Origin of the sequence: Paenibacillus sp. AK121, from assembly GCF_019042715.1 — a bacterium.
Lineage (GTDB): Bacteria > Bacillota > Bacilli > Paenibacillales > Paenibacillaceae > Paenibacillus > Paenibacillus polymyxa_C.
This window is the reverse complement of the sequence record NZ_JAHPJM010000001.1, coordinates 607,575-631,311: the sequence shown is the minus strand read 5'-3', so window position 1 is coordinate 631,311 and position 23,737 is coordinate 607,575. Positions and strand designations below refer to the sequence as shown.

The window sequence follows — 23,737 nt, the reverse complement described above, 5'->3', positions numbered from 1 at the left end:
CAAAAATAGACATGGTGTGTAAATTTCTTGACACAGTCGTCAATATGTGTTATAGCCAGTCCGCAAGCTCATCCGCAGCCATCCCGCCATTAACTACAGCCACCTCCGCTTTTTCCTTGCGCTGCCTGTCCGCAAGGATACGGGGAATTACCGTGTTTAAACGGTAGCTAATCGCGAACCCTGCCGTAAGTATCGGATAGTCAGGTGTAGGCTTATATTCACGGAAAATCTGCGTGAAAGCTTCGTGCAAAACGTTTGCTCCGTGCTCCGCCAAAGCACGTTTAATTACGCCCTGCTCAAAACCCCAGTTACGCATCGGTAGGTACGTTTCGACTCCGAAGTGCTCACGGTTCAAATCGGCAAACATTGCGTGAACGGTTCGTACGTTCCATTGATCGTGCGGTAATGTGCGCCAGGCTGTACGGTCGATTTTCGGCCTCTTTACTTTAGTAACCACCATAGCACCTCCTTTGCTATCTTGTATAATTAGGAAAACTAAGCAAGTGGTAGAATACGCGACCTTAGGGGAGAACCCTCTAGGGGAGCGTCTCCATAAATGAACTAATTACACATTTTTCTTCACACCGCTCGTACATTATAACTTGAGGATGCGAGTCAGACACAAACCGCAAAATCAGGGATTTTCCGTTTAACCAACTGGGACAATATGCCAATAGTTAAATTAAGTTTTGTGTACACTATTTAAGTGTTTGTACATACTCAGATTAGATTTGTATACAAAAAGTTAGAAATTTGACCATTAGAGAAGCTGTACACGAAAAGTCACACTAACGATGCAAGGTGTTTATGTTGCTTTGTATACAGACTTAAATTAAATTCCTCATGGAATTATATGGGGATATTTTTCCTAACTCTCTAATGCTTTAGTTTTCTTACATTTTCATTTCGGGTAAATATCAAGTATTTTCACTCCCCCCTCCTTGCTGTAACACGGCGACTTTTTTCGTTTAATCGTTGTTAGATGTTGTCCTTTATTTACACAACTTATAAATGAGTTCATAGACCTACTTGTCTTGAACAGGAAATAGTATTGGTTGAAGATCCTTCACTAACCTTCGGGCATAAACGCGATCCTGAAAAACCGGAAGCCCAACGCATTGCCCTCCGTCCCATCTTGCGAGGTCATTTCGTGCTTTTTGGAACACGTTCATCAATCGATCACGTAATTCCGCGTTCTCCCTTTCTGCCGTGATCGCCCTGCGAATTGCTTCCGGCCAGCCTTCTCGCGCTTCTGCGATAAGATGAGCGTCTGCTATACGGCCACTCTCCGCTACCATCGTAAGAACTCCACCAATCGAAGCGTATACGTACCCTCTCCCTAATCCCGCGTCATGTAGGCCCCACGGTCCAACTGTAGCCGCTTCGCACACCGCCAAGTCTGCGTTTAAATCTCGCATTCGTTACCGCCTCCGTATTATAAATTGATAGGGGAATTACGGTAAAACCTCAAATTCGGCGATTAGGTTAAAATAAAGTTAAATTAAGTTCCTAACTTAATTGAATACAATTAAATGTCATATTTGAATGATTTAATTCATATATGAACATTAAGATTCATATACGACACAAAAAATCAGTTTATTGCAACCACTTCCGCTTTTGAAATTAATTTAATTGGTTTTAAAAATTAGTTTAATTGGTACTGATATCTCCGCCATGCTCCCTTTTTCTTACGATTTCATTTTTCGTATACATCTATTACTTTTCTCCCTATCCGAATACGCTCATTCCCGTTAACCTCTCGCATCAAATCCCGCCTATTCCGCCGTATCTGTCCCACGGATGGAAACACGCCTAGCTCCGTTAAAATCGCAGGCAAATAACGGTTTTCCGTGCGTAGAGTACGACAACACTCCGGAGCGTCAACGCCGCCTATTATCACGGTAAAGTGACGGTAGAAATCGGTCTTCATGCGGACACATCCGAGAGGGCAAATCCCACGAATAATGCGCCTACCGATACGAGTACGCTATTTTCGCTCCCTACAACTACACAGACGAATATCGATAGTATAGATGCCGTTGTTAGCACCCTACCTGCGGTGTGTATTCGAATCACTCAGCGTTCACCCCGCTAACAGCTACACCGAGGGTGGTCAACGTGTAGTTAATTCCCGACGCAAATTCGGTTCCAAGTAGCTCGAAGTACGCCTCCCTAAGAATATCGTGTTTACGTTGCTCCTCCGTCAACTCACGTTCATAACCGTTGACTAAAGCGGCCATCAACGTATCATAAGAAATTGAGATCAACGCTGTGTAGTACGGGTTACCGATCCGCTCGCTACGCAATAGAATGCCACGATTACCCACGCCCTCCCCACGAAGCTCCTCAATCGCATCCGCAGTAGCTACAGGTATTACCGGCTTATTGACGTTTGACATTTATGTCGACCCCTTCCGTGTTTTTATTGTCTCGATACCATTCGAGGATATCGTCGACCGTTTCGAGCTTTCCGTTATTCATGTTTCGTTCAGCCTTTCGTTATAAATATCATAGCAAATAGCGTGCTGGAAATGGGTGGATAATTTGCGGGAAAAATGCGGGACAAATGCTGCCTAAATGATGAATTTGCTTCGATCCATACCAGCACTCCCTACGTAATGTCAAGCGCATGAACGTTCTCAAACACGTAAGCCTCCGAACCGTATTTACGTTGCGCCCACTCACCCGCTTGATTTCGTGACTTGGCGTAAACGACCTCCTTGATCTCGGTCCCTACGTAAACTACGAATGTATTTTGTGCCATCGGTTTGCCCACTCGTATCATTTCCCCGTCTCCTTTGCGTTAAATTAGCGCCTTTACTCGTTATCCTACCGAATACCCTCGCCTAACCGTTACGCGCCTAATTTGACGGTAAAATCAAGCGTTAATCCTGCGTTAATTGCCTCGGTAAGTTCCTGCGTAGTCTGCCGTAGAAGTTCGCCGATTTCCGCAAGGCAGGACGCATCTGATGCCGCGACTGTACGCATCCGGACCGAGTCGAGCAGCGCTGTCAGACCGCCCGATGTAAGCGGGTAGTACCCAGCGTCGTCCCAACGTTCGCGGAGTTCCGGAGCCGGCGCGCCTTCGGCCGCTTTATAGCCGGGCGCCTTCGTAGGGTCGACAATCTTGCGTTGACTAACGATAAACTGCGTACCGTCCGAGCGTAGTGCGTAATTAGCGGTTAGTTGTACGTTCATTTAGCGAAACACCTCCGATTGATTTGTGAGGAAACGTGTACGCGTCGAGTACACACGCCACGAGACCGAAGAAAGATAACGTTATGGATGCGAGTAATACTGCGGTTATTTTCATACGCGATTACCTCCGTTTATAAATGCGTAATGATATAAGCTCGCGATTCACTTCGTTCATCCTCGCCGTCGACTGTCGTCTCCGACTTATTTTCATACGCGTATAGATATTAATAAGGTCTGATACGTCGCTAGGAATGAGGAACGAATGACGACGCGTAATGTTTTATCTAGTTATAAAGATGGTTCTAGTTAATAACTGGTTCTACTTAGTGTGATGTCTAATCCGTGTTAGCTCAGACCCATGTGGGCTTAACGTCACCTGGCTCACTTATCGAAAATACGCAGGCCGCTGATCGGCAATATCTTGTACGTTGTGTTCTCCCATATCTTGCTTTCCGGATGTCGTTTTCGCTCGCGCAGAATTAACGGTTGCCCCTTCCAGCGGTATTCCGCGAGTGCTGCGACACGCCTGCCCGCAGTCTCGCGCTTAATCCCGAGACTATTCGCAATTTGCCATTGCGTGGGGTAGCAGGTACCATCAGCGCCCATATACGACGCAAGTACGATTAGTGTCTGAAGGCGCTCAGGGCCTAAGTCCGCGATCATCCCAGAACGTACTGCCTCAACGTAAAATTTAACAAAGATGCGCGTTTCGGTTGCACCGGATGTGACGGAGTATTCCGTTTGTGATTCGACGCTGACGAGCCGTTGTGTATCGGTCATGCTGCGTCCTCCTGTACGATTGTTTTACGGTTGTTAAACGATGTTTCTGAAGAATCCTGCACGTTGCCTTCGTTTAGGCGTTTGCCTGTTACGCCTAATTCCGCAAGTCGTTGCGTGAGTATTTCTTCGATTCGGTCGAATTCCGTGTGCTTGATACGGATGAGCGGGATACCGTTGGCGCGGCAGTAGTCCGTTTTGATACGGTCACGCCGCCTACGTTCCTTAAGCCCGAGTGCCCCTCCGAAAAACTCAATTGAAGTTGAGTGCTGTACCCCGTCAAACTCAATTAGCGCACCGATGCTCGGTAGCCAGAAATCAAAAGGGAGTGGGTTCTTATCCCTACAGCCCTGATAACGGTACTGCTCAACGTAGTCAACGCCTAAGCTTATGAGTAACTCTTTTACCCTCCTTTCTCCGCGAGATTTGCGACAGGAGGGACATCGGCTTCCGTTGGCTACGCTTCGCACGGTCGCCTGCCAAGGTTCCCCACAACCATCTTCTCCTGCGCAAAGCCACCAGAATTTTTTACTGGACTTAGGCAGTACGTCAGACGGGCTTGTAGCGCCATTAAGCGTAGGGTGCCAAAGAGTAGCAGTAGCCGGGTCAACTTCCGCTAAATTGTAACCCAAAGCGGCTTCTTTGCTCCTTCTTTCTTTTTGGCTTATGAGACCCATACAGGACCCACATATATCGCCCTCCGCTCTGCGACACCCAAGTGCACGCCAGTATCTAACCCATTTAGTGTGCTTACCGCAGATATCACAAACTTTTGTTACGGTCGCCTTACTTTTGGGGTGTAAGTCACTCAAAGCAACTTCTATACGCGCCTTCCTGCTTATACCGCCGTTTTCCGATCTGGGTATGGTGTACCCCCGTGCCTCATAGTAGTCCGCATTTGCCCAATTCGGAGTTTCGATTGCACTACTCTCAAGTATGGACATCTCTCCGTCTCCTTTCCGCTTTGCTTCGTACACCTTATATAAGGACACGAAATTGCGGATTTGGGACATCGACGCAAAAAAAAAATAACGCCCACCTCCGAAGAGATGAGCGTTATGCACATACGTTTTAAATTTTCGTATTTCGTTTTGCCTTCGTACTTTTAACTAACCGATCGACCGGACTGGCCTTCTCGTGTTCCGCTTTTAAATCGCTGTTTACAAGCGCCACGTAGCGTCGTGTCATTTCCATTGTAGCGTGACCTAAAGCCCGCTGCGTAGCGAAGGCGTTCGCCCCGTTACGAAGGAACTCTAACGCGAATACATGCCGTAAATCATACGGTCGAATATGCGTCCCAATCTTTTTGCAGTATATCTCCATTCGGTCGCCCCACGTATGGCGGTTGAGCGGCCGCCCCTCATACGAGCAGAATATCGGAACGTCATCGCCCCATTCAGGCGCACGCACCGATAACAATTTCCGCAGTGCCTTCGTCGTAGTCTCCGATATAGGAAGCGTCCGCGCAACACGACCTTTCGCCACCTTCGCCGGCACGTAAATCTCCCGTAAAGAAGCGTTAAAATCCTGCGGTATTAGCTTCGTACCCTCCGAAGGACGGATGCCTGTATCTAGCGTTAAAAGAATGAGCGTATAGTCGCGTAGACCAACAAATGTGTTCTGGTTAGGCGCGGCCAACAACGCATTAAGTACGTCTACCTCGACCGCGACAGCTCGGTTTTCTGACTTGCGTTTCTTTACACTTGCGAGCGGATTCGTGGATAGCTCGCCTTCTCTTATACAGTAGTTAAAGAATGTGCGTAAGTAAACGAGTCGATTGTTAAACGTAGGCGGCGCGATGTCTTCCGCCAGATGCTCCATTACCGCGTCCCTTAGCGCTTGCTCCGTTTCCCATGCGTTGGGGAACCGTTTGAATAGGAGCTTAACGGTCCGATCGTAGTCGTGCAACGTATACTGACCGACTCCGTCCTCTAGCTTCTTATACGCCAGGAACTCTGTGAGAAGCTGACGCCAGTCCGTCCGGTTGCCCGCCGTAGGTTTTATACTTCGTAATCTTGCCAAAACAAAAACGCCTCCTCCGCATACTAACGGTAAGGCGCTTCGTTGGTCCTGTGTACCTGCGGATTGCTCCGTTACAGCTACACAGGACCTCGCGTTATTTTCGTCCATTTAACGCTGATGTGATCGGGGTAAAACGTTGATATGCCGAGGACCGGGATCGAACCGGTACGGTAGTCACCTACCGCAGGATTTTAAGTCCTGTGCGTCTGCCAATTCCGCCACCCCGGCAAGCATTTAGGAACGCTATTTTACACTTACTTGTTCTTATCTTACAAGTATCTGAGAAGCATGCTTATTGAAATGTTCTCGCTATGTAAATGTCGTTCAACCGGGCACCAACTTATAATACGACAATTTTATCAAAATGTAAAGTGTTTTTTAAAAAAATAATAAAAAATCTCTTTTTGTATAACTTGTGCACATTTGAACTACACTAATAAATGTCTTTCCAAACCACCAGAAGGGGTGTTACGAATGCGTGAAGGTATGATTCCAACTGTTCTTGGGACGGTAGTATCGGCTTCAGGCGCTGTGTTGCTGAGCAGTAAGTACAAACTTGCAGCTACAGGCATTCTCGGTTTCGGACTGGCTCATGTTGTTCTGGGAGCGATTGATTTGATTGAGCATCGCTAGTTGTTTGGAAAGTACCGGGCGGGATTTATCCTTCCCGGTTTATTTTATAAGCGTTTAATATGGAGCATAAGCGTTTATGTAAAGTGTAGAACTGAATCATGCCTAAGAAGGAGCGTGTAATGTGCTATGAAAAAACATAACTCCGAAAAAAAGAGTCTTACTGACGATCAAATCGAATATAAACAATCTCTGGATAAGCGTGAACCAGGATTTGATCGGATTCCTGACCCTGATGCCGATTCACCTGCAGCTACCGATATGATTGATGAAGCCGTGGACCGTGGAATAGATAAGCTACGTAATGACTTTACCAAATAAAGCATGAATTATAGGTCACAGGTTATTAAGTATCACTTGAAGATAAGCATGATCCAGCCAATAATCGAGATCCACAATACAATGCTGATGAAGAGTCCACACAAGAGACCAAAAGAGAAATTACCTTCACTCTTCGGCATAGCACTGCCAAATTTCAATCTAAGCTTCATTTGATTCCAGTTCATAGAACCCCCTCCTTAAGTTCTATTTCGGAATATGAAGCTTATTTTTGTAGACCTATAGTCATGTTTTTGAAAATAAAAAAGGGGTTTTTGTCCTATCACCCTGAGCGCGGCAACAGAATTACAGCTATACCTACCAAACAAATCAATCCACCAATGAAATCGTACAAGTCAGGTGTCTTTTTATCAATCCACCAGCCCCATGCAATGGAAAGAACAATAAAGACACCTCCGTACGCTGCATATACACGCCCAAAAGAGGAGAAAACCTGAAAGGTAGCAATGACTCCATAGACAGCTAAAATCACTCCGCCGCAAAGTCCGACATACCATGTCTTGCCTTCTCGCAGCCATTGCCAGATCAGATATCCACCTCCGATTTCAGCGATGCCTGCCAAAATAAAAAGTAAAGCTGCCTTTAACAACGTATCACGTCCTAAACTTTCTTACTTTTCAGTCATCTCATTATAGTAATCGACCTATAATAATAATTAATGCAATTACGCCAACCAGAATAAGCAGATTACTGACCTGACGCCAAAGGCTTGAAGCTCCCTCAGAGTGAAGCTTCCGCTGATTGGCATCAAAGTTTGCTTTGGTTCCCTCAGCATCTACCGGACTAGAAAATGGTCTGTGTTCTTCATTCATATGAAGGCCTCCTTTGCAATCCACTTTAATCATACCAAACTTTTCCGTCGATTTCGCGTTGCAATTATGCCTATAATTCAATGCAACTTCCGAATGAAGCTTCATATGTATGTAGTGTGCAAACCAACATGTCGATATTTCACTGAATATAAAGTATGATGACGAATTAAGGAAGAGTGGGTATTTAGACGCCTTTCATTGCAGGACGGTAGTTATGGTATAATTTAGTCAACTTGTTCAGGATCGTATCAGGGCGCAACTGGTTACTCCATTTATAATGAAACTTACATCCAAGAATCCACATCCGCTTAAAACCTGCATATTCTGTTTGTAGATCTAGGAGGAGGAAACGGATGTCCCCTATTTTTATAGCTAGTTTAATGATAATGGGTATATTTTTATTTCAGGCAGCCCTTATTCTAGGCATCATACATTGGGTTTCTAAACGTACCAAGCGTCCAGCACAAACCAAAATGTACCTTACAGTGGGTTTGCTTGTCTTTATATCAGGCTTACTTGTGTGGGACAACCGGATACACTTGCAGGAACTCAATGGGTGGACCATGATTAGTCTAGTAGTGATCATGATTAGCGCCTACATACAGCTTAGAAAACAAAAAAGAAAAATACTAACCCCATTACCAGCATCAAAGGAGGAGCGCCATGAAATCTCACTCAACACGCTTTTGGTTACAGAGGGTGCTACTGCTAATGCTTGTTTTACTCTTTAGCGGCTCTCAACAATCGTTCATTGTTGCTGATGCCGCCCCGCCAATTAATGCTCATGCCTCTGCCAAAGCCAGGCAATTACTTGCCTACCTAACTAATGTGCCGGATGATATGCTAATTTCCGGACAGCACGATTACTTAGAGGCACCGGATGAACAAAATAACAAGCTGCAACAAATCAGCGGACAATACGCGGGACTTCACGGCTATGAGTTTGGAGGGTTGGCTAATCAATCCCGTACTGCCTTACGAGAGCAACGTCAGCGTGTTGTGAATAGCGCTATTCAATGGAGTCGGGACGGCGGAATCGTAGCTATCACCTTTCATCAGGCGTTACCGGGCAAACCAAAAACGTGGAAAAACGTACAAGCAAAAATTACTGAAGCTGAATTTAATCGTTACGTCACGCCGGGTACCCCACAATATAAGCAACTCATCGCTGATTTGGACGAGGCGGCTCTGTCCCTTAAGACCTTACGGGATGCGGATGTGCCAGTTTTATGGAGACCTTATCATGAAATGAATGGTAACTGGTTTTGGTGGGGGAACAAACAAAATTACGCTAAGCTGTGGGATTTAATGTATGATCGGTTCGTACATGTCCATCATTTAGATAACCTGTTGTGGGTCTGGAGTCCCAATGCTCCGAACGCTTATAGCACTCCCTATAGTCTGTCTTTTCCAGGCATTAACCGGGTAGATGTGCTTGCAGCCGATATCTATAATAATGATTACAGGTCCTCCTACTACACTGAATTGCTAAAGCTTGCGCAGGGCAAGCCTATGGGAATCGGAGAAAGTGATATTCTGCCGAGTGCGAAGGTGCTACAGAATCAGCCAGCCTGGGCCTATGCCATGACATGGGGAAAGGAACTGTCGGCAACCAATTCGCAGGCAGCCATCAGACATTTTATGAACCAAAATAATATTATCACACGCGATCTTCTCCATGAGTCCCTCCGCTGAAAGAAAAAAGCTTGCACTTTGCTCCTAGAGCGAAGTGCAAGCTTTTTTATACCCAATCCAAATGAAACTCCCTAACTATTTCTAATTACCTCTTCAAGATCAAGATCGGCATATGCCTCTTCACCAAGATGTACAGATACAATGGTGTAGATCCGCTTGGTTAATCTAGACATCAGCCGATCACCTGGTGCCACGGAATATTCTTCCCGAAAATCCCCGATCTTGTGAAAACCGCTGGACATATGGATGTACAAGTTGCCCCTACGCGTTTTACCATGTACCAACATCAAATCTCCTCCTGCTGTGTGACCAACCTATTTTCCCTGTTACATCTATATCGGTCAGAACAAGATAGGATATAAGTCCCTGATCCCCTTCTTTTCTTTCACAAGATCGTGCACGTAAACGAAACGGGTCTGTCAGTGATATGACAGACCCGTCTTTGTAAATCCATTTTTCTAGCTAGAAAGAAACTATTCTTGATAGGATTCTGCAATCGCATTTGCTGCGATGATTGCGTTATACACATCATCAGGACTAACTGGGAACGGCATGTTGACCATTGTATCATTTGCTGCACAAGCATCTTCAGCCACCTGACGCCATTCAGCCTCAACAAATTCCTCTACACCCAGATCACGAAGCGTTAATGGAAGACCTACATCCTTAACCAGCTTAATCACGGTCTCTAGCTCTTCTTTTGGTGCGTTTTCCAGCACCAGCTGAGTTAACAAGCCGAATGTAACTTTCTCACCATGCTGTGCTTTGTGAAGTGAAGGAACGGCCGTCATGCCATTATGAATAGCATGTGCTGCTGCCAATCCGCCTGATTCTGCTCCGACACCGCTCAGATAAATGGTCGCTTCAATCGTATCCTCAACTGCACGAGTATATACTTTACGATCCACTGCACGCTTTGCCTTCACGGCATTTTCCAGCAATGTATCATAGCAAAGGCGAGCAAGTCCCAGACCTGTAGTGGAAGGCTTGTTCAGCACCAGATTGTCCCCATTGGCCTGATAGCAGGCACGAGCTTCAAAATAAGTTGCCAGTGCATCACCAATACCAGCTGCAAAGAAACGTGCAGGCGCCGCTGCCAAAATACCTGTATCTGCAAGTACTACATCTGGATTCGTAGGCAGGAACAAATATTCATCAAAGGAGCCATCCTTCTTGTAAATAACCGCAAGCGCGGTACAAGGAGCATCTGTAGAAGCAATGGTTGGAAAAATAGCGACAGGCAGCTTTTCATAATAGGCTGTTGCCTTGGCGGTATCCAGCGTTTTTCCCCCGCCAATCCCTATAATGATGTTCGAACCATGTTTGCGTACTAATTCACGGTTACGATCAATCTCTTCTTTTGTACATTCATATTGGAATTTCTCGAAGACCACCTGGTTACCAGCTGCTTCAATCGAAGCACCTGCCTCCTTTTGGGCTCTTTCAAGGATAAACTCATCGCAAATAACATAGGCCTTATCGCCATAATCCTTAATGTAGTCATTTAACGACGAGAGCAGATTTTGTCCAGAAATAAATTTCTTGGGTGAAGTAACGGACCTTACAACGTTTGCCATGTAAATTCCTCCTCAGCTTTGACTCATACTCAAATTAATAATGATTTGGGCATGTGACCCTTTAACTATAAACCTCTTTTCACATTATTAAAAGGCTTATTATGGAATATATTATGAACAAATTGTGTATCTATTACATTTAAAGAGACGAGCTCCATTCAGAGTACAAAATGCCCATCATGATGCGATCATAGCTGTTGCCATCACGGAGAACAGCGGAACGAACTCTCCCCTCAAGTTGGAACCCTGCCTTCTCATAGGTACGGATCGCTTGTGTATTGTACTCAATCACATCCAAGCCGACCCGATTTAAATTCAGCTCATAAAACGCATAACGAAGAATGAGACGTATAGCTTCCGCTCCAAAACCCTTGCCACGGTAGTCCGTATTACCTATACCTACTGCCAGCTGCCCGCAGCGATTATTCCACTCAATCCCATGAATAGCAACAAATCCGATCAGGACATCGTCTGCCAATGTTCTTAAGCGAAAATAGACCTCGTTAGAGCTAGGAGATCCTTCTGATTCCATCTGTTTCAACGTGTAGGGGAGTGCCAGATCCGTATCTACATTGCGCAAATACTTCGCATCCTCACCCCATTTGAACATCAGTTCAGCATCTTCTTCCCTAACTGCGGCCAGTTTTATTCGTTCCCCGTAAAATAAATTTTCGATTTTAATGACTCTTCAGCTCCTATTATGAATTGTGTACGATGTTTTCGTCATCTTTGTCAATGTTATCCAACGTCCGCAATATAAGCTCTCCCTAATGAATTCATTGTTTAAATTTTACAAAATAATCATACCTAACACAACCAAATCATTACAAATATCATGGTGGGATATACAAAAAGGCCTTGCAGCTGCAAGGTCTTCGTATTCCTAATATTTAAACAACATAACAACCAGTTGATATCCAGCTCCAATCGTCCAAAATAGCACATAATCGCCGCGCCGGATACGACCCGATTCGATACCTTCATATAGAGCAATGAACGGGCTGCTGGTACCTGTATAACCATAACGATCACCCACATAAATCATTTGGTCATCCTCTAGCTCCAAATGATCCTGGATCTTCAACACATTGGCCAATGAAAACTGCGACAGACAATAAGCCCGTACATCCTGAGGTGTAAGCCCATTCTTTTTTATAATGCGTTCAAGCAGTTCAAATGTTGGAGGCAAGGCCATATTGGCGTCGAACGGAAGCCACTGAATAAATTTGCCGGGTGCGTTCCTTTGGAGGGTCGCCGCTAACCCCCGGTCCGGGTACAATATTTTATCTATATTGATGGGGTCCGTATAATACAGGGAATCTATAAATCCAGTGTCCTCTTCTGTACGCTCCAAAATAGCTGCACATGCAGCATCGCCATAGTTCGCATACGTAATCTCATCCGCGGGATCGGAAATGAGCGAATTATAATCTGAGCCGATAATAAGCGCTGTCCGCACATCGGGATTAGACATCATCGACCGACTGGCTTGATCGACAGCTACTGTCATCCCTGCGCAATTTGCATTGGAATCCATCACTGCCACATCATGTCTGGCCCCAATCGCCTGGTGTACAAACAAGGCATTCATCGGAAACAGCGACTCAGGAACTTGAGTGGAGAACACGATCATATCCACATCACGACCTGTCATACCGGCTTGCTCCAGAGCTTTTTGCGCAGCTGCTATTCCCATGGTTAGACCGTTTTCGTTCGGATCATCAATGATATAACGCTGTTTTCTACCCATATGCTCCATGAAGCGTCGAATATCCTTTCCCCGCTCGTCAAAATGGCGAACATAATATTCGTTATCCAACGAATGGGACGGATGGTGCACTCCCAGTGCTTTTATTCTGATATGGCTCATCAGGTTTCCCCCTTACACATACGTCAGCGCATTATTGTACTACAATATCTACGTTGTTTAATCCTGCTTCACGTGCTACACGACCAAGCTGCATTTTAATAATCGTTTGCTGGAGGCTGATGACAAAAATTATTTTGGCAAATCCAGTTTCTTTATAACGTGCAAAAGAACCCTTCAGTTTCTCTACTTCACCTGGTCCCAAAAGTGCCATTTGGGTGCAATCTACCCTGAGTGTAAAGTTCGATGCCTGAATAGATGAAGTTTTGGCTATATAATCCTTTACAAAGCTGTCATACTCCTCTTGGCTAAAAACTCCATTCACTGCCATATGTACCGTTTTAATGACTTGATCCACTTCGATGGTATAAGGATGTTGACTCATTTTAGAAAGACTCCTTTGATTTCATTTTTTGTCTATTAAGAGTATCGGAATAATAGGTAGAATTTTTAATATGAAACGAGATACATCATCCCTAACATATTACAAGTTTGTGAATACACAAAAAACCGTCACCGCTTCTAGAAGAAGCTACTGACGGCTGAAAAAAATACAAATGCTCATATGGAATTAATTCGTAAATGTATGACGACCAAGCGAAATGACTGCCGGACGGCTTTTACTCCATTTGGCTGTGGCAATGGCTGGGTTGTAATAAAACAAAGACCCATTGGTCGGGTCAGCACCATTAAGTGCCTGTCTGGCTGCTCGATACGCAGTCTTGTTGGGTTTCAAGCGGTATTGACCATCCTGTACAGCGGTGAATTGACCCGGCTGTAAAATAACGTCCGGAATCGAGCTTGGAAACTCGCCGGACTGTACACGGTTTAATACGACAGCGCCGACAGCTACTTGTCCTTCAAACGATTCTCCGCGCGCCTCGGAATAAATGATCCGTGCCAGTTGATCCAACGCGGTTACGCGGACCTTTCCGAACGAATCGAGCTTGGCCTGTGTTGCCGCTCCGGCAATACCGTCAGGCGTCAGACCGTGATCCCTCTGAAAACGAGCCACCGCTTTGCTGGTCAAAGAGCCATAGTATCCCGTAAAACCAGCTTTGAAGTAACCGAGTGAATGAAGCTGCTGTTGAAGCTCCAGCACTCGTTCGCTTTGAATCCCTTTCTTTAAAGCTGACGATTGTGCCTGTGCTTGTCCTGGTGCGACTGATAATACAGTACCTAACATGCATGCGCAGGACAGGATTAAAATAGATAATTTTTTCATATTCCAGACAACCTCCTCTTTCATGTTCTGTCCGGTGCAACCATTCCGGCCTGTACAACTCAGGGACGTTTATCCGATGATGCTTCTTGTGCCATAACTTATGACTAGCTGCGGAAATGACGCGTGGCTACATATGGAATCGGACATTGATGCGTTCACACGTCCGTTGCAGTATACCACAAGCCGCATTTACGTATCATCCGGCTCTGGTCCTAAGAATACCCAAATCAATAAAACACTATCCAGCAAGGGATGACGTGTATGAGAAGCAATAGATCACATTTTGACTACACTTGAATACGTGACTTTTTTCGCTATTTTTCGATTCAATCTACCCAGGACCTGAACCTGACATCTGCTTTTTTAAACCACATTTTTGTGCACATATATATGGGCGAATGCATAGAGTAGCGTACGATCATTCATTTCGAGTAACAGAAAGGCAGGAAAGAACACGTGAATTCATATATGGATTACACCTCTCCCACTGTACAGTTCACCTATGATTTAAGCGACAATATTTTGTTTCAGAAAGATCCTCAGAACTCAATCAACGAGCTGTCGATCCAGCAGCTGAATACATTAGCAAATGTATCGCTACTGGATATCCGTCTCAGCACTGCTAATGTTGTAGAGCCTCACTACCATCAAAATGCCACAGAACTAATATACTGTATCTCTGGAGCAGTGACCGTGTCACTGATTAATCCTTTTACCCGCGAGTTACGACATTTTCCGATTACACCTGGACAGGTGGCTAACGTCCCTCAGGGATGGTGGCACTATCTAGTCGCCACGGTGGACAACACTCACTTGTTGGCGATTTTTAACGCTCCAGTTCCTGAATTCATTTTGGGCTCCGATGTTTTGCGGCTCACGCCAAGTAACATTATGGCTCATACTTACTGTCTGGATGAGAAAAAGGTCCAGGAAGCGCTCGCCCCTATAAAAAAACCTACCATCATCGGTCCTTCCAATGACTGCAAACAGCAGCCACCTCGAAAACCAGGGATTCACGTAAGGCTAACCGATACTTCATCACATCGTCAGGTCGCCCCCCAAAGAGGCTACACCTATACCCATGGATATCCTGGCTTTTCCTTTAATCCCTATCAAGAGTAAGATTAACCCTAGTCAGACCTTAAGTACGACGGAATCCCCCTTCCCTGTATGTTCGCCGTTACCATAAGGCTTTCTCTCTCATAAAATGCCAATGTGTATAAGAGGGGGTGATTGAATGGACGCTTACTACAACTGTTTGAACTGTATGAATAAAAGGGTGCGTATTCTCACCATTGATGGAAAACAGTACGAAGGAACCATTACAGATGTGGATCGTAATAATGTGTACTTAAAAACTGAACGGAATGGACGTGTACAAACGTCTGCCTTTTATCCTTACGGGTACGGTAATCAAATCTTAACTTTAAGCCTGTTCACCCTGTTGGCGATTGCTTTAATTTAGTCCCCAATCCATTGCCCGTTCCTGTCTATAGATGCCAAAGCACCTCATGTGACAGCTGCCCAGCCCGGCACAGTTTGTGCAGGGCCTGTACGCTGTTATTTGGGGTGTTTTATCATACGATCCATTCTCTAAAACACTTAACCCCCCATCGGTTATATCCCAATGGGGGGTTAAGCTAACTCAATTCAATTTAGACCCACAAAGACTTTGTAATGATAACGAGCAGAATGAACAGCACCAGAATAGCTCCTGTCGATGTCCAAACGCCTGGGTAGCCCCCTACTGAACCGCCACCGCAACCTCTTTCACATTCACTCATGGATCATTGCCTCCTTCAATTCAAGGTACAACATAGCTTATGTATTGAGCTTTCCTATGGACCGGGCTTTTTGGCAATGTTATGAATATTCTCGCTGATGGGCATTAGCCTACACCTTTTCTAGGCAGGAGCATAGGATATCACAACTAATCCTGAAGGAGTGAAGCAATTGAATTCAAATCAAATGTTCAATTATAACGTTAACCAACCTTTTCCTCACCATCCTACCTCCCACCATGTCGTGGTACACCCCGTAGATCCGTATGTCGTAGAAACATTAAAATCGATGATCGGCAAGTACGTTGTACTTGAAACAACACGTGGCAGAATTGATGGATGTGTAGTAGATAGTAAGCCTGACCATGTCATCTTGGATGTATACGGTAAAAAATTCTTTGTTCGAATCAGCGAAATCGTATGGATCATGCCTGGCTAACCAAATCAGACATTAAAAATCCTCGCAGATCCTAATTCGGATTCGCGAGGATTAATCATGACATGAACCTGCTAATCAAGCGAGCCTGCCAATGAAGCACGAAGTTCATCTATCGTTCCATTGTACTCATCTAGATCGACTTGGCCGCTAATACCTGGAACACTGCCTGTACTACTGTACTGCCAAGCCCACCAGCTATTCCAAGCTGGAACTGCGGTCGGCTTTTGCGTAGTGCTGTATCGCGCTACCCACAATTTATACATAGAAAACGTAGGATCAAACTTGGAAGCAAAGACGTTTCCCGTGTATACGATCGGCTCACGCCCGGTAAGCTTCTCCATTTCATCCAAAAATGCATGAGCCACTTCACTGATCTGTGCGGAAGTAAGACCTTTGGGATTATTTTCATAATCCATCACAGGGGGCAGATCTAGCCTTCCTCCTGCTGAATCTATAGCCCTAGCAAAATTAGCTGCTTCCTGGCGAGCTCCATCCACGGTAGTTGCGTTCAAAAAGTGGTAAGCGCCAACCAGGATGTTAGCATCTCTGGCCCCCTGAACATTTGCTAAAAATTGATTATCTTGATACTTGGTGCCCTCTGTAGCTTTAATAAAAGCAAATGTCTTGCCTGCCGCCGCCACTTGCTGCCAATCAATATTGCCATTATGGTGCGAGACGTCAATCCCCTGCGCATGTCCGTCAGAAGACATCGTAGGCTCAACAGGTATAGTAGATATAACAGTATCGGTAGATGCTGACTCCTCCGTTGCCTGATCCAACGCTACGATCACTTTACCATCATCTGCATTAATAAGATGAAAGGGTGTGCTGTGATCAAGATCAACTACAATACGTACCGAGGCTGGGTTTGTACTAAACATGGAGTATCTTACCTTGGAAACATCTAGATCTTCTGTGACTGGAAAGCTTCCTTGTCCACCATTGTTAAATGATTGTGAGGCTGGAAATTCCTCACCAAACTTCGAATCAGGTATATCTACAACAATACGATCTGGTTGAGTTAACTTGGTGACTTTGGGGCTTACTTTTCCATCCACCGTTATCGTCAATTGGTGATTGTTGAAGCGAATTTGGTTTACAGCCGTACGCTCACTCTCTATAGCATCGCTTGCAGCTTGAGTAGCAGAGTGATCACGGGTGGTCACGCTATTTCCGCTTGAAGCAGGCGGAGTCGTCAAGAATACGGTTTTAAGTTCGTTGTTCCAGACCACTTCCACTCCTGTCTGTTCAGATACAAAGCGAAGCGGAACATAAGTCGTTCCCCCGTTAAGCAAAGGAGCTACAGCCAACCCCATCGGTTGATCATTGACCGAGGCAATGGGATTGTTGACCTGAAGGCTCAGGTTAAGATTTTCTTTATGTATAGTTATAGTCCCTGTCTTGGACTCCCAATTCACACTATAACCCAATTCTTCTACAATAAGACGGAGTGGAACCAGCACATTGCCCTTTACTTCCTGGATCTGCACCCCCTTGCTGACACTTATATCTTTACCATCCAGCTGAATATGTGAGTTTGAAGACGCAGCGTGACTTTCTCTTGGAAATGCTAATAGAAACAGAAACAAAAAAGCAAATAAACAAATTTTCTTCATATGTACCCTACCAATCTCTAATTTTTCACTATGTAAATTTTACATTCTATGCCCCTCTAAAGCCTCCATTTTGATAGACGCGACTCCTATGTAAAAAGTTACGATTCATTCATTATATATTTCAGCCTTATAATACGAAAGCACTAAAAAACTCTGCCAGCTATACGCAAGCAGAGCTTTTTCCAGTTATTCATACGGTTACAAATGTTAGTCCTACAAGAATGATCGAAGTAACAGATAGTACCAGTAAGGGCAGCATTGCTTTCTCTCGCAAAGTCTTAAAGCTCACATTTAGCCCCATGCCTACCATAGCCATCGTTAACATAAAGGTAGTAAGCTGAGAAAGTTCGTTCATTAGACTAGGTGAAACTACAATATATTTTCCAAAAACATAACTTCCCAAAATACTTGCCGCAATAAAGCCCATGAGGAACCAGGGGAACTCTACTTTAGTACCTGTACGAATCTTTCCGGTTCGTTTCATCCAATACATTAAAATAAAGCTAAGCGGTATGAGTAAGAAGACACGCCCCAATTTGGCTAATAAACCCATGGCAAGAGCATCCTGTCCAGCAGGTGCTGCCGCTAAGGCCACATGTGCAATTTCATGTAAACTGATGCCTGACCAGATTCCATACTGTATATCTGTCAGAGGAAGCCAAGGCCGAAGCACTGTAAACAAAATGGCAAATACCGTGCCAACCAAGGCAATGAGTCCGACACCTATAGCTGTATCCTCATCGTCGGACTTCAATATAGGAGAAACAGCTGCAATAGCTGCTGCACCACAAACTCCGGTTCCAATCCCGAGAAGAAGCGAAAGCGAAGCATCTGCCTTAAATCGTTTGGCGAGCCAAACCGTAAACAAAATGGCAAATACCACAGTGCCTACATCGCGCATAAGCAAACCCAGCCCATGATGAATAACATCATCCATATTTAGCTTCAATCCATATAATACAATAGCTCCGCGCAGTATTTTCTTGGCTGAAAATTCAATTCCTGAGCGTACAGCTTCAGGGTACCCCCACAACTGTCGGTATAGTATAGCGAGAAACATTGCACATGCCAATGGACCTACATAATGAAAGCCCGGCACTTCGTTCAGGACGTATCCTGCCAGTGCAAAGATCATCGTTAGCACAATGCCAAATAAAAACTGAAATAATCGACCCCTGTTCAATAAAAATTTGACGTGTTGAATATGACTCTTCATGCTGATTCCCTCCAATTCTACATGCATACAGCTTAATATGTATTTTGTCATAAGAAAAATAAATCATTATAATAATTATGATAAGTAAATATGCATGATAAATTTGGAGGAATAGACTTTGGATCAATCTTTAATCGTCTTTGTTAGGGTTGCGGAGAAACAAAACTTCACACGAGCTGCTGAGGCACTACATATGACCCAGCCTGCGGTAAGTCAATATATTCAAACACTGGAACGCAGTGTAGGAACCCGGCTCCTGGAGCGAAGTAATAAATATGTGCGCTTAACTAAAGCAGGTGAAATTGTGTATCATCATGCCCAGGAGATTATCCGACTCCATACACGTATGCAGTACTTGGTGGACGAACTAATGCATACGGCAAAGGGTAACCTGTCTATTGGTGCAAGCTACACGTATGGTGAATATGTACTACCCCATGTAATTGCGCAAATGAGAATCCAGTACCCGCTCATTCAGCCCTCTATTACCATCGGCAATACATTGGAAATTGAAAAGCTCGTAATTCATAATCAACTGGATGTGGGCATTATCGAAGGAGAATTTCAGCATGACCATTTACACATTGAATCCTTCGCCGATGATGAAATGGTTATTGTCGTTCCGCAAAATCATCGTTTGGCCGGTACATCTCAAGTGGATATAAATGAGCTGCATGATGACATCTGGATTCTGCGGGAAGAAGGCTCTGGAACCCGGGAGGCGGCTGAAAAGATGTTTGCACAGCTTCGATTTTATCCTTCTCATATGATGAATTTTGGCAGTACACAGATCATCAAAGAGTCTGTAGAAGCAGGCTTGGGGATTTCTTTGCTGTCCCAATGGGTAATTCAAAAGGAACTTGCTTTAGGAACATTAGAAGTATTGGATATTCTCAATCTCCCGTTCATTCGGAAATTCTCCTTTCTGACCCCTTCTGCGGTATTTGAGACGAAAGCAACCACTGCTTTTTTGGAGATTTTGCGAGATTATAATGTAAAAAGGTAACCTGTAAAAGAAAAAAGCACCGATTAAGGTGCTTGCAATATAGTCAGTATTATATTTTTTATGAGGAGAGGTGGTCCTTACCATAGTATAAGAAATGGGAAAAGTCAGCGTAGCTCCCTTGGAATTGTTGCATATCATGAGCAGCAATACCTACAAAATTCCCTGTAAATCCTCCCGACAAAAAGCTGATATCCTGTATTTCAAAAAGTCGCTTCCAGGAAGGCTCATCTCCGACTCCATAATAAAATTGTGCATAGGAGGCATGGACCTCTACAGCCAAATGTACAGGAAGATCATTCTGAAGTGCAATCACTTGCGGAACTAACGTAAATGAATTAGCTTCACAGCGCATCATGCGCAGCACTTTTCCCACTCCCTCTTCATAGCTGACATACGTATACAAATAGTCCTCTTCATTGAGATACAGCAAAAGTCCCGCCATTTGCAAATAGCTTGTTGGCTGATACTCCAGTGCTGTTTCTACCCGAAAATGATGATCCGTTTGCCGAATGGCAAGCACGTGGTGCTTGAATAGACTTTGTATGGATTCTCCAGCATGAATTCGAAGGTAGCCTGGGCGCTGACTTAATGAACACCAGCTATCGTCCGCCAGGATACGCAATGTGTTCCACGATTTATCAATTGTGGGGCCCTCGAAAAAGTCTTCGAAAATATACTCCTGCTGCTCTTGCTTAATCGAAACTGTCCCTTGAGGCGCAGGCACCTCCAATTGAGGTGTATGGCCCCCGGCGGTTAATCGCAGCCAGCCTTCATCATTCCAATAGACTTGTTGCAACGCTGTCTCGCGCCCTAAAATGGCGTATTTCCCCTCCACTGGACGTGTGCATAAATGGGCCATATACCATTCTCCGTCAGGTGTTTGCACAAGACTGCCATGTCCTGCGCATTGTAACGGGAAATTCAGCTGATCACGAGATGTAAGCATCGGATTATGCGGGTCCACTTCATACGGGCCGGATATTTGCTTGGAGCGTGCTACGGTAACTGCATGCCCCGTACCTGTTCCACCTTCCGCTGTAATAAGATAGTAATAACCGTTCTGCCTGTAGATGTGAGGCGCTTCTGTCTTCTTCAATGGAGTGCAATCAAAAATTTTAACAGGCTCGCCAACAAGCCGCTGTTGACTGCTGTCATACTCCTGCATGACGATACCTGAAGACTTATTGCTTTCCAACATGCGGTAATCCCATAAGGCGTTCAATAGCCATTTGCGTCCATCCTCATCATGAAATAAAGACGGATCAAATCCACTACTATTCAGATAAACGGGTTCCGACCACGGCCCGTGAATCGTAGGCGCTGTTATCACAAAATTATGAACGTCCTTGAACGGACGCTTGGTGCTTTTCACATCCGTATAGAGTAGATAAAATAGGTTATCCGCGTAGCTCAATTGCGGTGCCCAAATGCTGCAATTTTTTGGGTTCCCCCTCAAGTCAACCTGATCAGTCAAAATATCCGTGCAGTGCTCCCAATGAGCCAAATCTTTGGACTGGTACACCCGTACTCCAGGCAGCCACTCAAACGATGACACTACAATATAGTAAGTATCCTCGACTCGCGTAATACACGGATCGGGATTAAAGCCTTTTAATATAGGGTTTTGGATCATCATGAGACATCACTTCTCCTTGCTTTCCAAAATGCGACTCCCTCAAAAACCTGTTCCTTGCTCCATGCTTCTGTCCTCGCTTCAAAACAATCCGCCCACGGAACACGCTGCTGACGTAATGAAGCTATTTCATCAGATCCGCCATATTCCTGATAGCATACGGTTTTCTCGTTCGCTACATTGTCCCAATTGTCCCAGCCACGCGGATCGATATGGTCGCCCATTTTACAATTGACAAATACGGTTTTGGCATATTCCCGCCATGGACGACCCAAAAAAACAGGGGTAATATCAGGCTCTGCGGTTAAATAGCAATGATCAAATACATAGCCGTACGTTTGTCCTTGCGGTGTAGAAGCGGCTGTAACGTAGCTTGTATGGTTCTTATGATGACGCAAACTACGAATCTCGCAATCTTCAAAGTAAGCGGTAGCCCCGCCAAAAATGAAGTCTATCGTACCCTCGATGTAACAATGCTGATAGAGCTGGCGATAGTATGCGTGATGTTCTTTCAAAGGAATTCCACCAAACTTTAATCGTTCTTTGGGTGCAGGAGGCAGAGGGCCTGTAAATAACGTGTCCTGGTACCCTTTAAAGGTGCAGTTTCTAAAGATGGTTTGATCACAATGAGCGTATACCGCAACGGCCTGCCCAATGTGTTCTCCCTGTCCGGCCGTGTTGGAAATGATGAGATTTTCCAAGATCAAATGGCTGCCGCCTACAAATAAAGTGGGTGTCGCAAAGGTTCCTATTTCCTCACCTGCTTCATTCCGCTCCCTGGCGTACCGATTCATTCGAATTTCTACCTGTCCGATGCCTATGATATGTAGATTTGAACGGTAAATCCGCACCTCTTCCTCATAGGTACCCGATAAAATAGTTAGCGTTTCCATTTCGTTGGAAGGCGATTGCTCCAATACATTAATCGCCTCCTGAATGGTGTGGAAATCACAAAAGGATTCTTTTCCGACTAGCATGGTTACCCCAATCCTTTCATTTGATTTACAAGTGTTCAGCTAAAAATGACTGCCAAGCCGTTCGCATTTCCAATGTCTCCATATGACCACCGCTCGCAATCACAGGCTGCCAATGCTCAGGGTGACCTGCTTTCTGATAAGCTTCCAACAACCCGTTTGCCAAATGCTCGACTCCTTCTATAGGACACATGCGATCATTTTGACCTGTTATACTCATCCGTGGGCGAGGTACGATCCGCTTTTGAATATCCAACGTGGTGAAATGCTTCAACAAGCCGGGAACATAGGAATAGAACCCATGATGATCCAATCCCCTTTTGGCGATCAGCGTATGGGCATCTACCTGTCCGCAGATATCAACCGTGACCTGTATTCGTTCATCTAAAGCAGCCATCCACCATGCCATAAGTCCACCCATCGACATGCCGATCGATGCGATGCGGGAAGCATCAATGTCCTCACGCTGGCACATATAATCTACCAAACGACGGTTATCATACAGCATCATGCCCCACAGCACCTGGCCCTGCCAGAGCATTTCTTTTACCAGTTCGCTCTCGGTTTTGCCCCCACGTTCATTGAAGCACCACATGTCGATACAGCACACGCAATATCCCATATCTGTCAGAACTGTAGCAAACGAGGGCTGCTGTAGGTAAGGACTGCTATGGAGCAACTCCTTACGTCCATTCGTATAGTTGCCCCCGTGCGAATGGTTAAAAACGACCAATGGGAACGGGCCGTTCCCTTGTAAGGGTGTAGCTACATAAGCGGGCACAGACTCGATTCCGTTCAAGTCCAATAGGAGACACTCCAGTCGATATCCCTCCCGCTCTTCTTGATTCAGCAGAGTTGCCGTTATAGGGCGATCTGCCGGAAGGTCGCCCAGCAATGCTTGCAACTTATCCACGTTTTATTCTCCTT

General features: G+C 45.1%; 31 protein-coding genes and 1 tRNA gene. 8 read left to right on the top strand and 24 right to left on the bottom strand.

Annotation, left to right across the window (positions count from 1 at the left end; all coding sequences use genetic code 11):
• Positions 1–49 precede the first annotated feature (49 nt).
• The 9 genes from KSP24_RS02840 to KSP24_RS02800 all read right to left on the bottom strand — a co-directional run bounded on the left by KSP24_RS02840 (position 50) and on the right by KSP24_RS02800 (position 6,228).
• A complete protein-coding gene (locus KSP24_RS02840; RefSeq protein ID WP_254207548.1) occupies positions 50–457 on the bottom strand; it encodes a hypothetical protein in 408 nt (135 codons plus the stop codon).
• 568 nt (positions 458–1,025) lie between these two features.
• Positions 1,026–1,418, bottom strand: a complete 393-nt coding sequence (locus KSP24_RS02835; protein WP_216974391.1) for a hypothetical protein — start codon at positions 1,416–1,418, stop codon at positions 1,026–1,028.
• A 657-nt stretch (positions 1,419–2,075) separates the two neighbouring features.
• The gene (locus KSP24_RS02830; protein ID WP_216974390.1) at positions 2,076–2,402 is read right to left on the bottom strand and encodes a DUF1642 domain-containing protein; all 327 of its coding nucleotides are present in this window, start codon (positions 2,400–2,402) and stop codon (positions 2,076–2,078) included.
• A 212-nt stretch (positions 2,403–2,614) separates the two neighbouring features.
• Complete coding sequence (locus KSP24_RS02825; RefSeq protein WP_216974389.1) at positions 2,615–2,788, bottom strand: hypothetical protein; 174 nt, start codon at positions 2,786–2,788, stop codon at positions 2,615–2,617.
• Between the two features lie 68 nt (positions 2,789–2,856).
• Positions 2,857–3,201, bottom strand: a complete 345-nt coding sequence (locus tag KSP24_RS02820) for a hypothetical protein (protein WP_216974388.1) — start codon at positions 3,199–3,201, stop codon at positions 2,857–2,859.
• A gap of 381 nt (positions 3,202–3,582) precedes the next feature.
• Positions 3,583–3,981 carry a helix-turn-helix domain-containing protein gene (locus KSP24_RS02815; protein WP_174820880.1) on the bottom strand — a complete coding sequence of 133 codons (399 nt, stop codon included), beginning with the start codon at positions 3,979–3,981 and terminating at the stop codon, positions 3,583–3,585.
• Entirely contained in the window at positions 3,978–4,922 is a 945-nt protein-coding gene (locus tag KSP24_RS02810; RefSeq protein WP_216974387.1) for a zinc-ribbon domain-containing protein, read from the bottom strand. Before KSP24_RS02810 ends, KSP24_RS02815 begins: the two co-directional genes overlap by 4 nt.
• A gap of 127 nt (positions 4,923–5,049) precedes the next feature.
• Positions 5,050–6,000, bottom strand: a complete 951-nt coding sequence (locus KSP24_RS02805; RefSeq protein WP_216974386.1) for a tyrosine-type recombinase/integrase — start codon at positions 5,998–6,000, stop codon at positions 5,050–5,052.
• A 142-nt stretch (positions 6,001–6,142) separates the two neighbouring features.
• Positions 6,143–6,228, bottom strand: a tRNA-Leu gene (locus KSP24_RS02800).
• Between the two features lie 246 nt (positions 6,229–6,474).
• Here KSP24_RS02800 and KSP24_RS02795 point away from each other — a divergent pair.
• The gene (locus KSP24_RS02795; protein WP_013371953.1) at positions 6,475–6,633 is read left to right on the top strand and encodes a hypothetical protein; all 159 of its coding nucleotides are present in this window, start codon (positions 6,475–6,477) and stop codon (positions 6,631–6,633) included.
• 126 nt (positions 6,634–6,759) lie between these two features.
• Positions 6,760–6,951, top strand: coding sequence for a hypothetical protein (locus KSP24_RS02790; protein ID WP_216974385.1), 192 nt, complete (start codon positions 6,760–6,762; stop codon positions 6,949–6,951).
• Between the two features lie 32 nt (positions 6,952–6,983).
• Here KSP24_RS02790 and KSP24_RS02785 read toward each other — a convergent pair whose 3' ends face one another.
• From KSP24_RS02785 to KSP24_RS02775, 3 genes are all read right to left on the bottom strand, one after another.
• On the bottom strand, positions 6,984–7,136 hold the full coding sequence (locus tag KSP24_RS02785; RefSeq protein WP_019688000.1) for a hypothetical protein: 153 nt from the start codon (positions 7,134–7,136) through the stop codon (positions 6,984–6,986).
• A gap of 95 nt (positions 7,137–7,231) precedes the next feature.
• On the bottom strand, positions 7,232–7,558 hold the full coding sequence (locus tag KSP24_RS02780) for a YnfA family protein (RefSeq protein WP_013371956.1): 327 nt from the start codon (positions 7,556–7,558) through the stop codon (positions 7,232–7,234).
• Positions 7,559–7,598: 40 nt separating this feature from the next.
• A complete protein-coding gene (locus KSP24_RS02775; RefSeq protein ID WP_013371957.1) occupies positions 7,599–7,781 on the bottom strand; it encodes a hypothetical protein in 183 nt (60 codons plus the stop codon).
• Positions 7,782–8,134: 353 nt separating this feature from the next.
• Between KSP24_RS02775 and KSP24_RS02770 the strand changes: the two genes are divergently transcribed.
• Both KSP24_RS02770 and KSP24_RS02765 read left to right on the top strand, forming a co-directional pair.
• Entirely contained in the window at positions 8,135–8,512 is a 378-nt protein-coding gene (locus KSP24_RS02770; RefSeq protein WP_254207547.1) for a hypothetical protein, read from the top strand.
• Entirely contained in the window at positions 8,445–9,476 is a 1,032-nt protein-coding gene (locus tag KSP24_RS02765) for a glycosyl hydrolase (RefSeq protein ID WP_058829852.1), read from the top strand. Before KSP24_RS02770 ends, KSP24_RS02765 begins: the two co-directional genes overlap by 68 nt.
• Positions 9,477–9,547: 71 nt before the next feature.
• Here KSP24_RS02765 and KSP24_RS02760 read toward each other — a convergent pair whose 3' ends face one another.
• The 6 genes from KSP24_RS02760 to KSP24_RS02735 form a co-directional block, all read right to left on the bottom strand.
• Positions 9,548–9,763 (bottom strand): hypothetical protein, encoded by a 216-nt coding sequence (locus KSP24_RS02760; RefSeq protein ID WP_013371960.1) that lies wholly within the window; start codon positions 9,761–9,763, stop codon positions 9,548–9,550.
• A gap of 186 nt (positions 9,764–9,949) precedes the next feature.
• Positions 9,950–11,053, bottom strand: a complete 1,104-nt coding sequence (locus KSP24_RS02755) for a glycerol dehydrogenase (RefSeq protein WP_025676490.1) — start codon at positions 11,051–11,053, stop codon at positions 9,950–9,952.
• Positions 11,054–11,192: 139 nt separating this feature from the next.
• A complete protein-coding gene (locus KSP24_RS02750; RefSeq protein ID WP_040103355.1) occupies positions 11,193–11,735 on the bottom strand; it encodes a GNAT family N-acetyltransferase in 543 nt (180 codons plus the stop codon).
• Positions 11,736–11,936: 201 nt separating this feature from the next.
• Positions 11,937–12,923 carry a ketoacyl-ACP synthase III gene (locus tag KSP24_RS02745; protein ID WP_216974384.1) on the bottom strand — a complete coding sequence of 329 codons (987 nt, stop codon included), beginning with the start codon at positions 12,921–12,923 and terminating at the stop codon, positions 11,937–11,939.
• A gap of 31 nt (positions 12,924–12,954) precedes the next feature.
• Entirely contained in the window at positions 12,955–13,305 is a 351-nt protein-coding gene (locus KSP24_RS02740) for a hypothetical protein (RefSeq protein WP_013371964.1), read from the bottom strand.
• 186 nt (positions 13,306–13,491) lie between these two features.
• Positions 13,492–14,145: a cell wall hydrolase gene (locus KSP24_RS02735; RefSeq protein ID WP_058712189.1), complete on the bottom strand. Its 654-nt coding sequence runs from the start codon at positions 14,143–14,145 to the stop codon at positions 13,492–13,494.
• 456 nt (positions 14,146–14,601) lie between these two features.
• On the opposite strand from KSP24_RS02735, the gene KSP24_RS02730 reads away from it, so the two are divergent.
• Positions 14,602–15,267: a cupin domain-containing protein gene (locus KSP24_RS02730; RefSeq protein ID WP_025676486.1), complete on the top strand. Its 666-nt coding sequence runs from the start codon at positions 14,602–14,604 to the stop codon at positions 15,265–15,267.
• 115 nt (positions 15,268–15,382) lie between these two features.
• Entirely contained in the window at positions 15,383–15,610 is a 228-nt protein-coding gene (locus KSP24_RS02725; RefSeq protein WP_013371968.1) for an LSm family protein, read from the top strand.
• 190 nt (positions 15,611–15,800) lie between these two features.
• On the opposite strand, the gene KSP24_RS25440 is transcribed toward KSP24_RS02725, so the two are convergent.
• Positions 15,801–15,929, bottom strand: coding sequence for a hypothetical protein (locus KSP24_RS25440; RefSeq protein WP_013371969.1), 129 nt, complete (start codon positions 15,927–15,929; stop codon positions 15,801–15,803).
• A 169-nt stretch (positions 15,930–16,098) separates the two neighbouring features.
• On the opposite strand from KSP24_RS25440, the gene KSP24_RS02720 reads away from it, so the two are divergent.
• Positions 16,099–16,365, top strand: a complete 267-nt coding sequence (locus KSP24_RS02720) for a DUF2642 domain-containing protein (RefSeq protein WP_025676485.1) — start codon at positions 16,099–16,101, stop codon at positions 16,363–16,365.
• Positions 16,366–16,436: 71 nt separating this feature from the next.
• Here the strand turns inward: KSP24_RS02720 and KSP24_RS02715 are convergent, their stop codons facing one another.
• The gene (locus tag KSP24_RS02715; protein ID WP_025676484.1) at positions 16,437–17,981 is read right to left on the bottom strand and encodes a GH25 family lysozyme; all 1,545 of its coding nucleotides are present in this window, start codon (positions 17,979–17,981) and stop codon (positions 16,437–16,439) included.
• Positions 17,982–18,171: 190 nt separating this feature from the next.
• Positions 18,172–19,197: a YeiH family protein gene (locus KSP24_RS02710; protein ID WP_216974383.1), complete on the bottom strand. Its 1,026-nt coding sequence runs from the start codon at positions 19,195–19,197 to the stop codon at positions 18,172–18,174.
• A 118-nt stretch (positions 19,198–19,315) separates the two neighbouring features.
• Here KSP24_RS02710 and KSP24_RS02705 point away from each other — a divergent pair, with 118 nt between their 5' ends.
• Positions 19,316–20,203 carry a LysR family transcriptional regulator gene (locus tag KSP24_RS02705; protein WP_013371973.1) on the top strand — a complete coding sequence of 296 codons (888 nt, stop codon included), beginning with the start codon at positions 19,316–19,318 and terminating at the stop codon, positions 20,201–20,203.
• Positions 20,204–20,261: 58 nt separating this feature from the next.
• Here the strand turns inward: KSP24_RS02705 and KSP24_RS02700 are convergent, their stop codons facing one another.
• Genes KSP24_RS02700 through KSP24_RS02690 form a run of 3 tightly spaced genes read right to left on the bottom strand, consistent with a single transcriptional unit; the run spans position 20,262 to position 23,723 of the window.
• Positions 20,262–21,839: a glycoside hydrolase family 43 protein gene (locus tag KSP24_RS02700; protein ID WP_216974382.1), complete on the bottom strand. Its 1,578-nt coding sequence runs from the start codon at positions 21,837–21,839 to the stop codon at positions 20,262–20,264.
• Positions 21,836–22,813 carry a pectinesterase family protein gene (locus KSP24_RS02695; RefSeq protein WP_058829858.1) on the bottom strand — a complete coding sequence of 326 codons (978 nt, stop codon included), beginning with the start codon at positions 22,811–22,813 and terminating at the stop codon, positions 21,836–21,838. Before KSP24_RS02695 ends, KSP24_RS02700 begins: the two co-directional genes overlap by 4 nt.
• A 25-nt stretch (positions 22,814–22,838) precedes the next feature.
• Positions 22,839–23,723, bottom strand: coding sequence for a dienelactone hydrolase family protein (locus KSP24_RS02690; protein WP_216974381.1), 885 nt, complete (start codon positions 23,721–23,723; stop codon positions 22,839–22,841).
• Positions 23,724–23,737 lie beyond the last annotated feature (14 nt).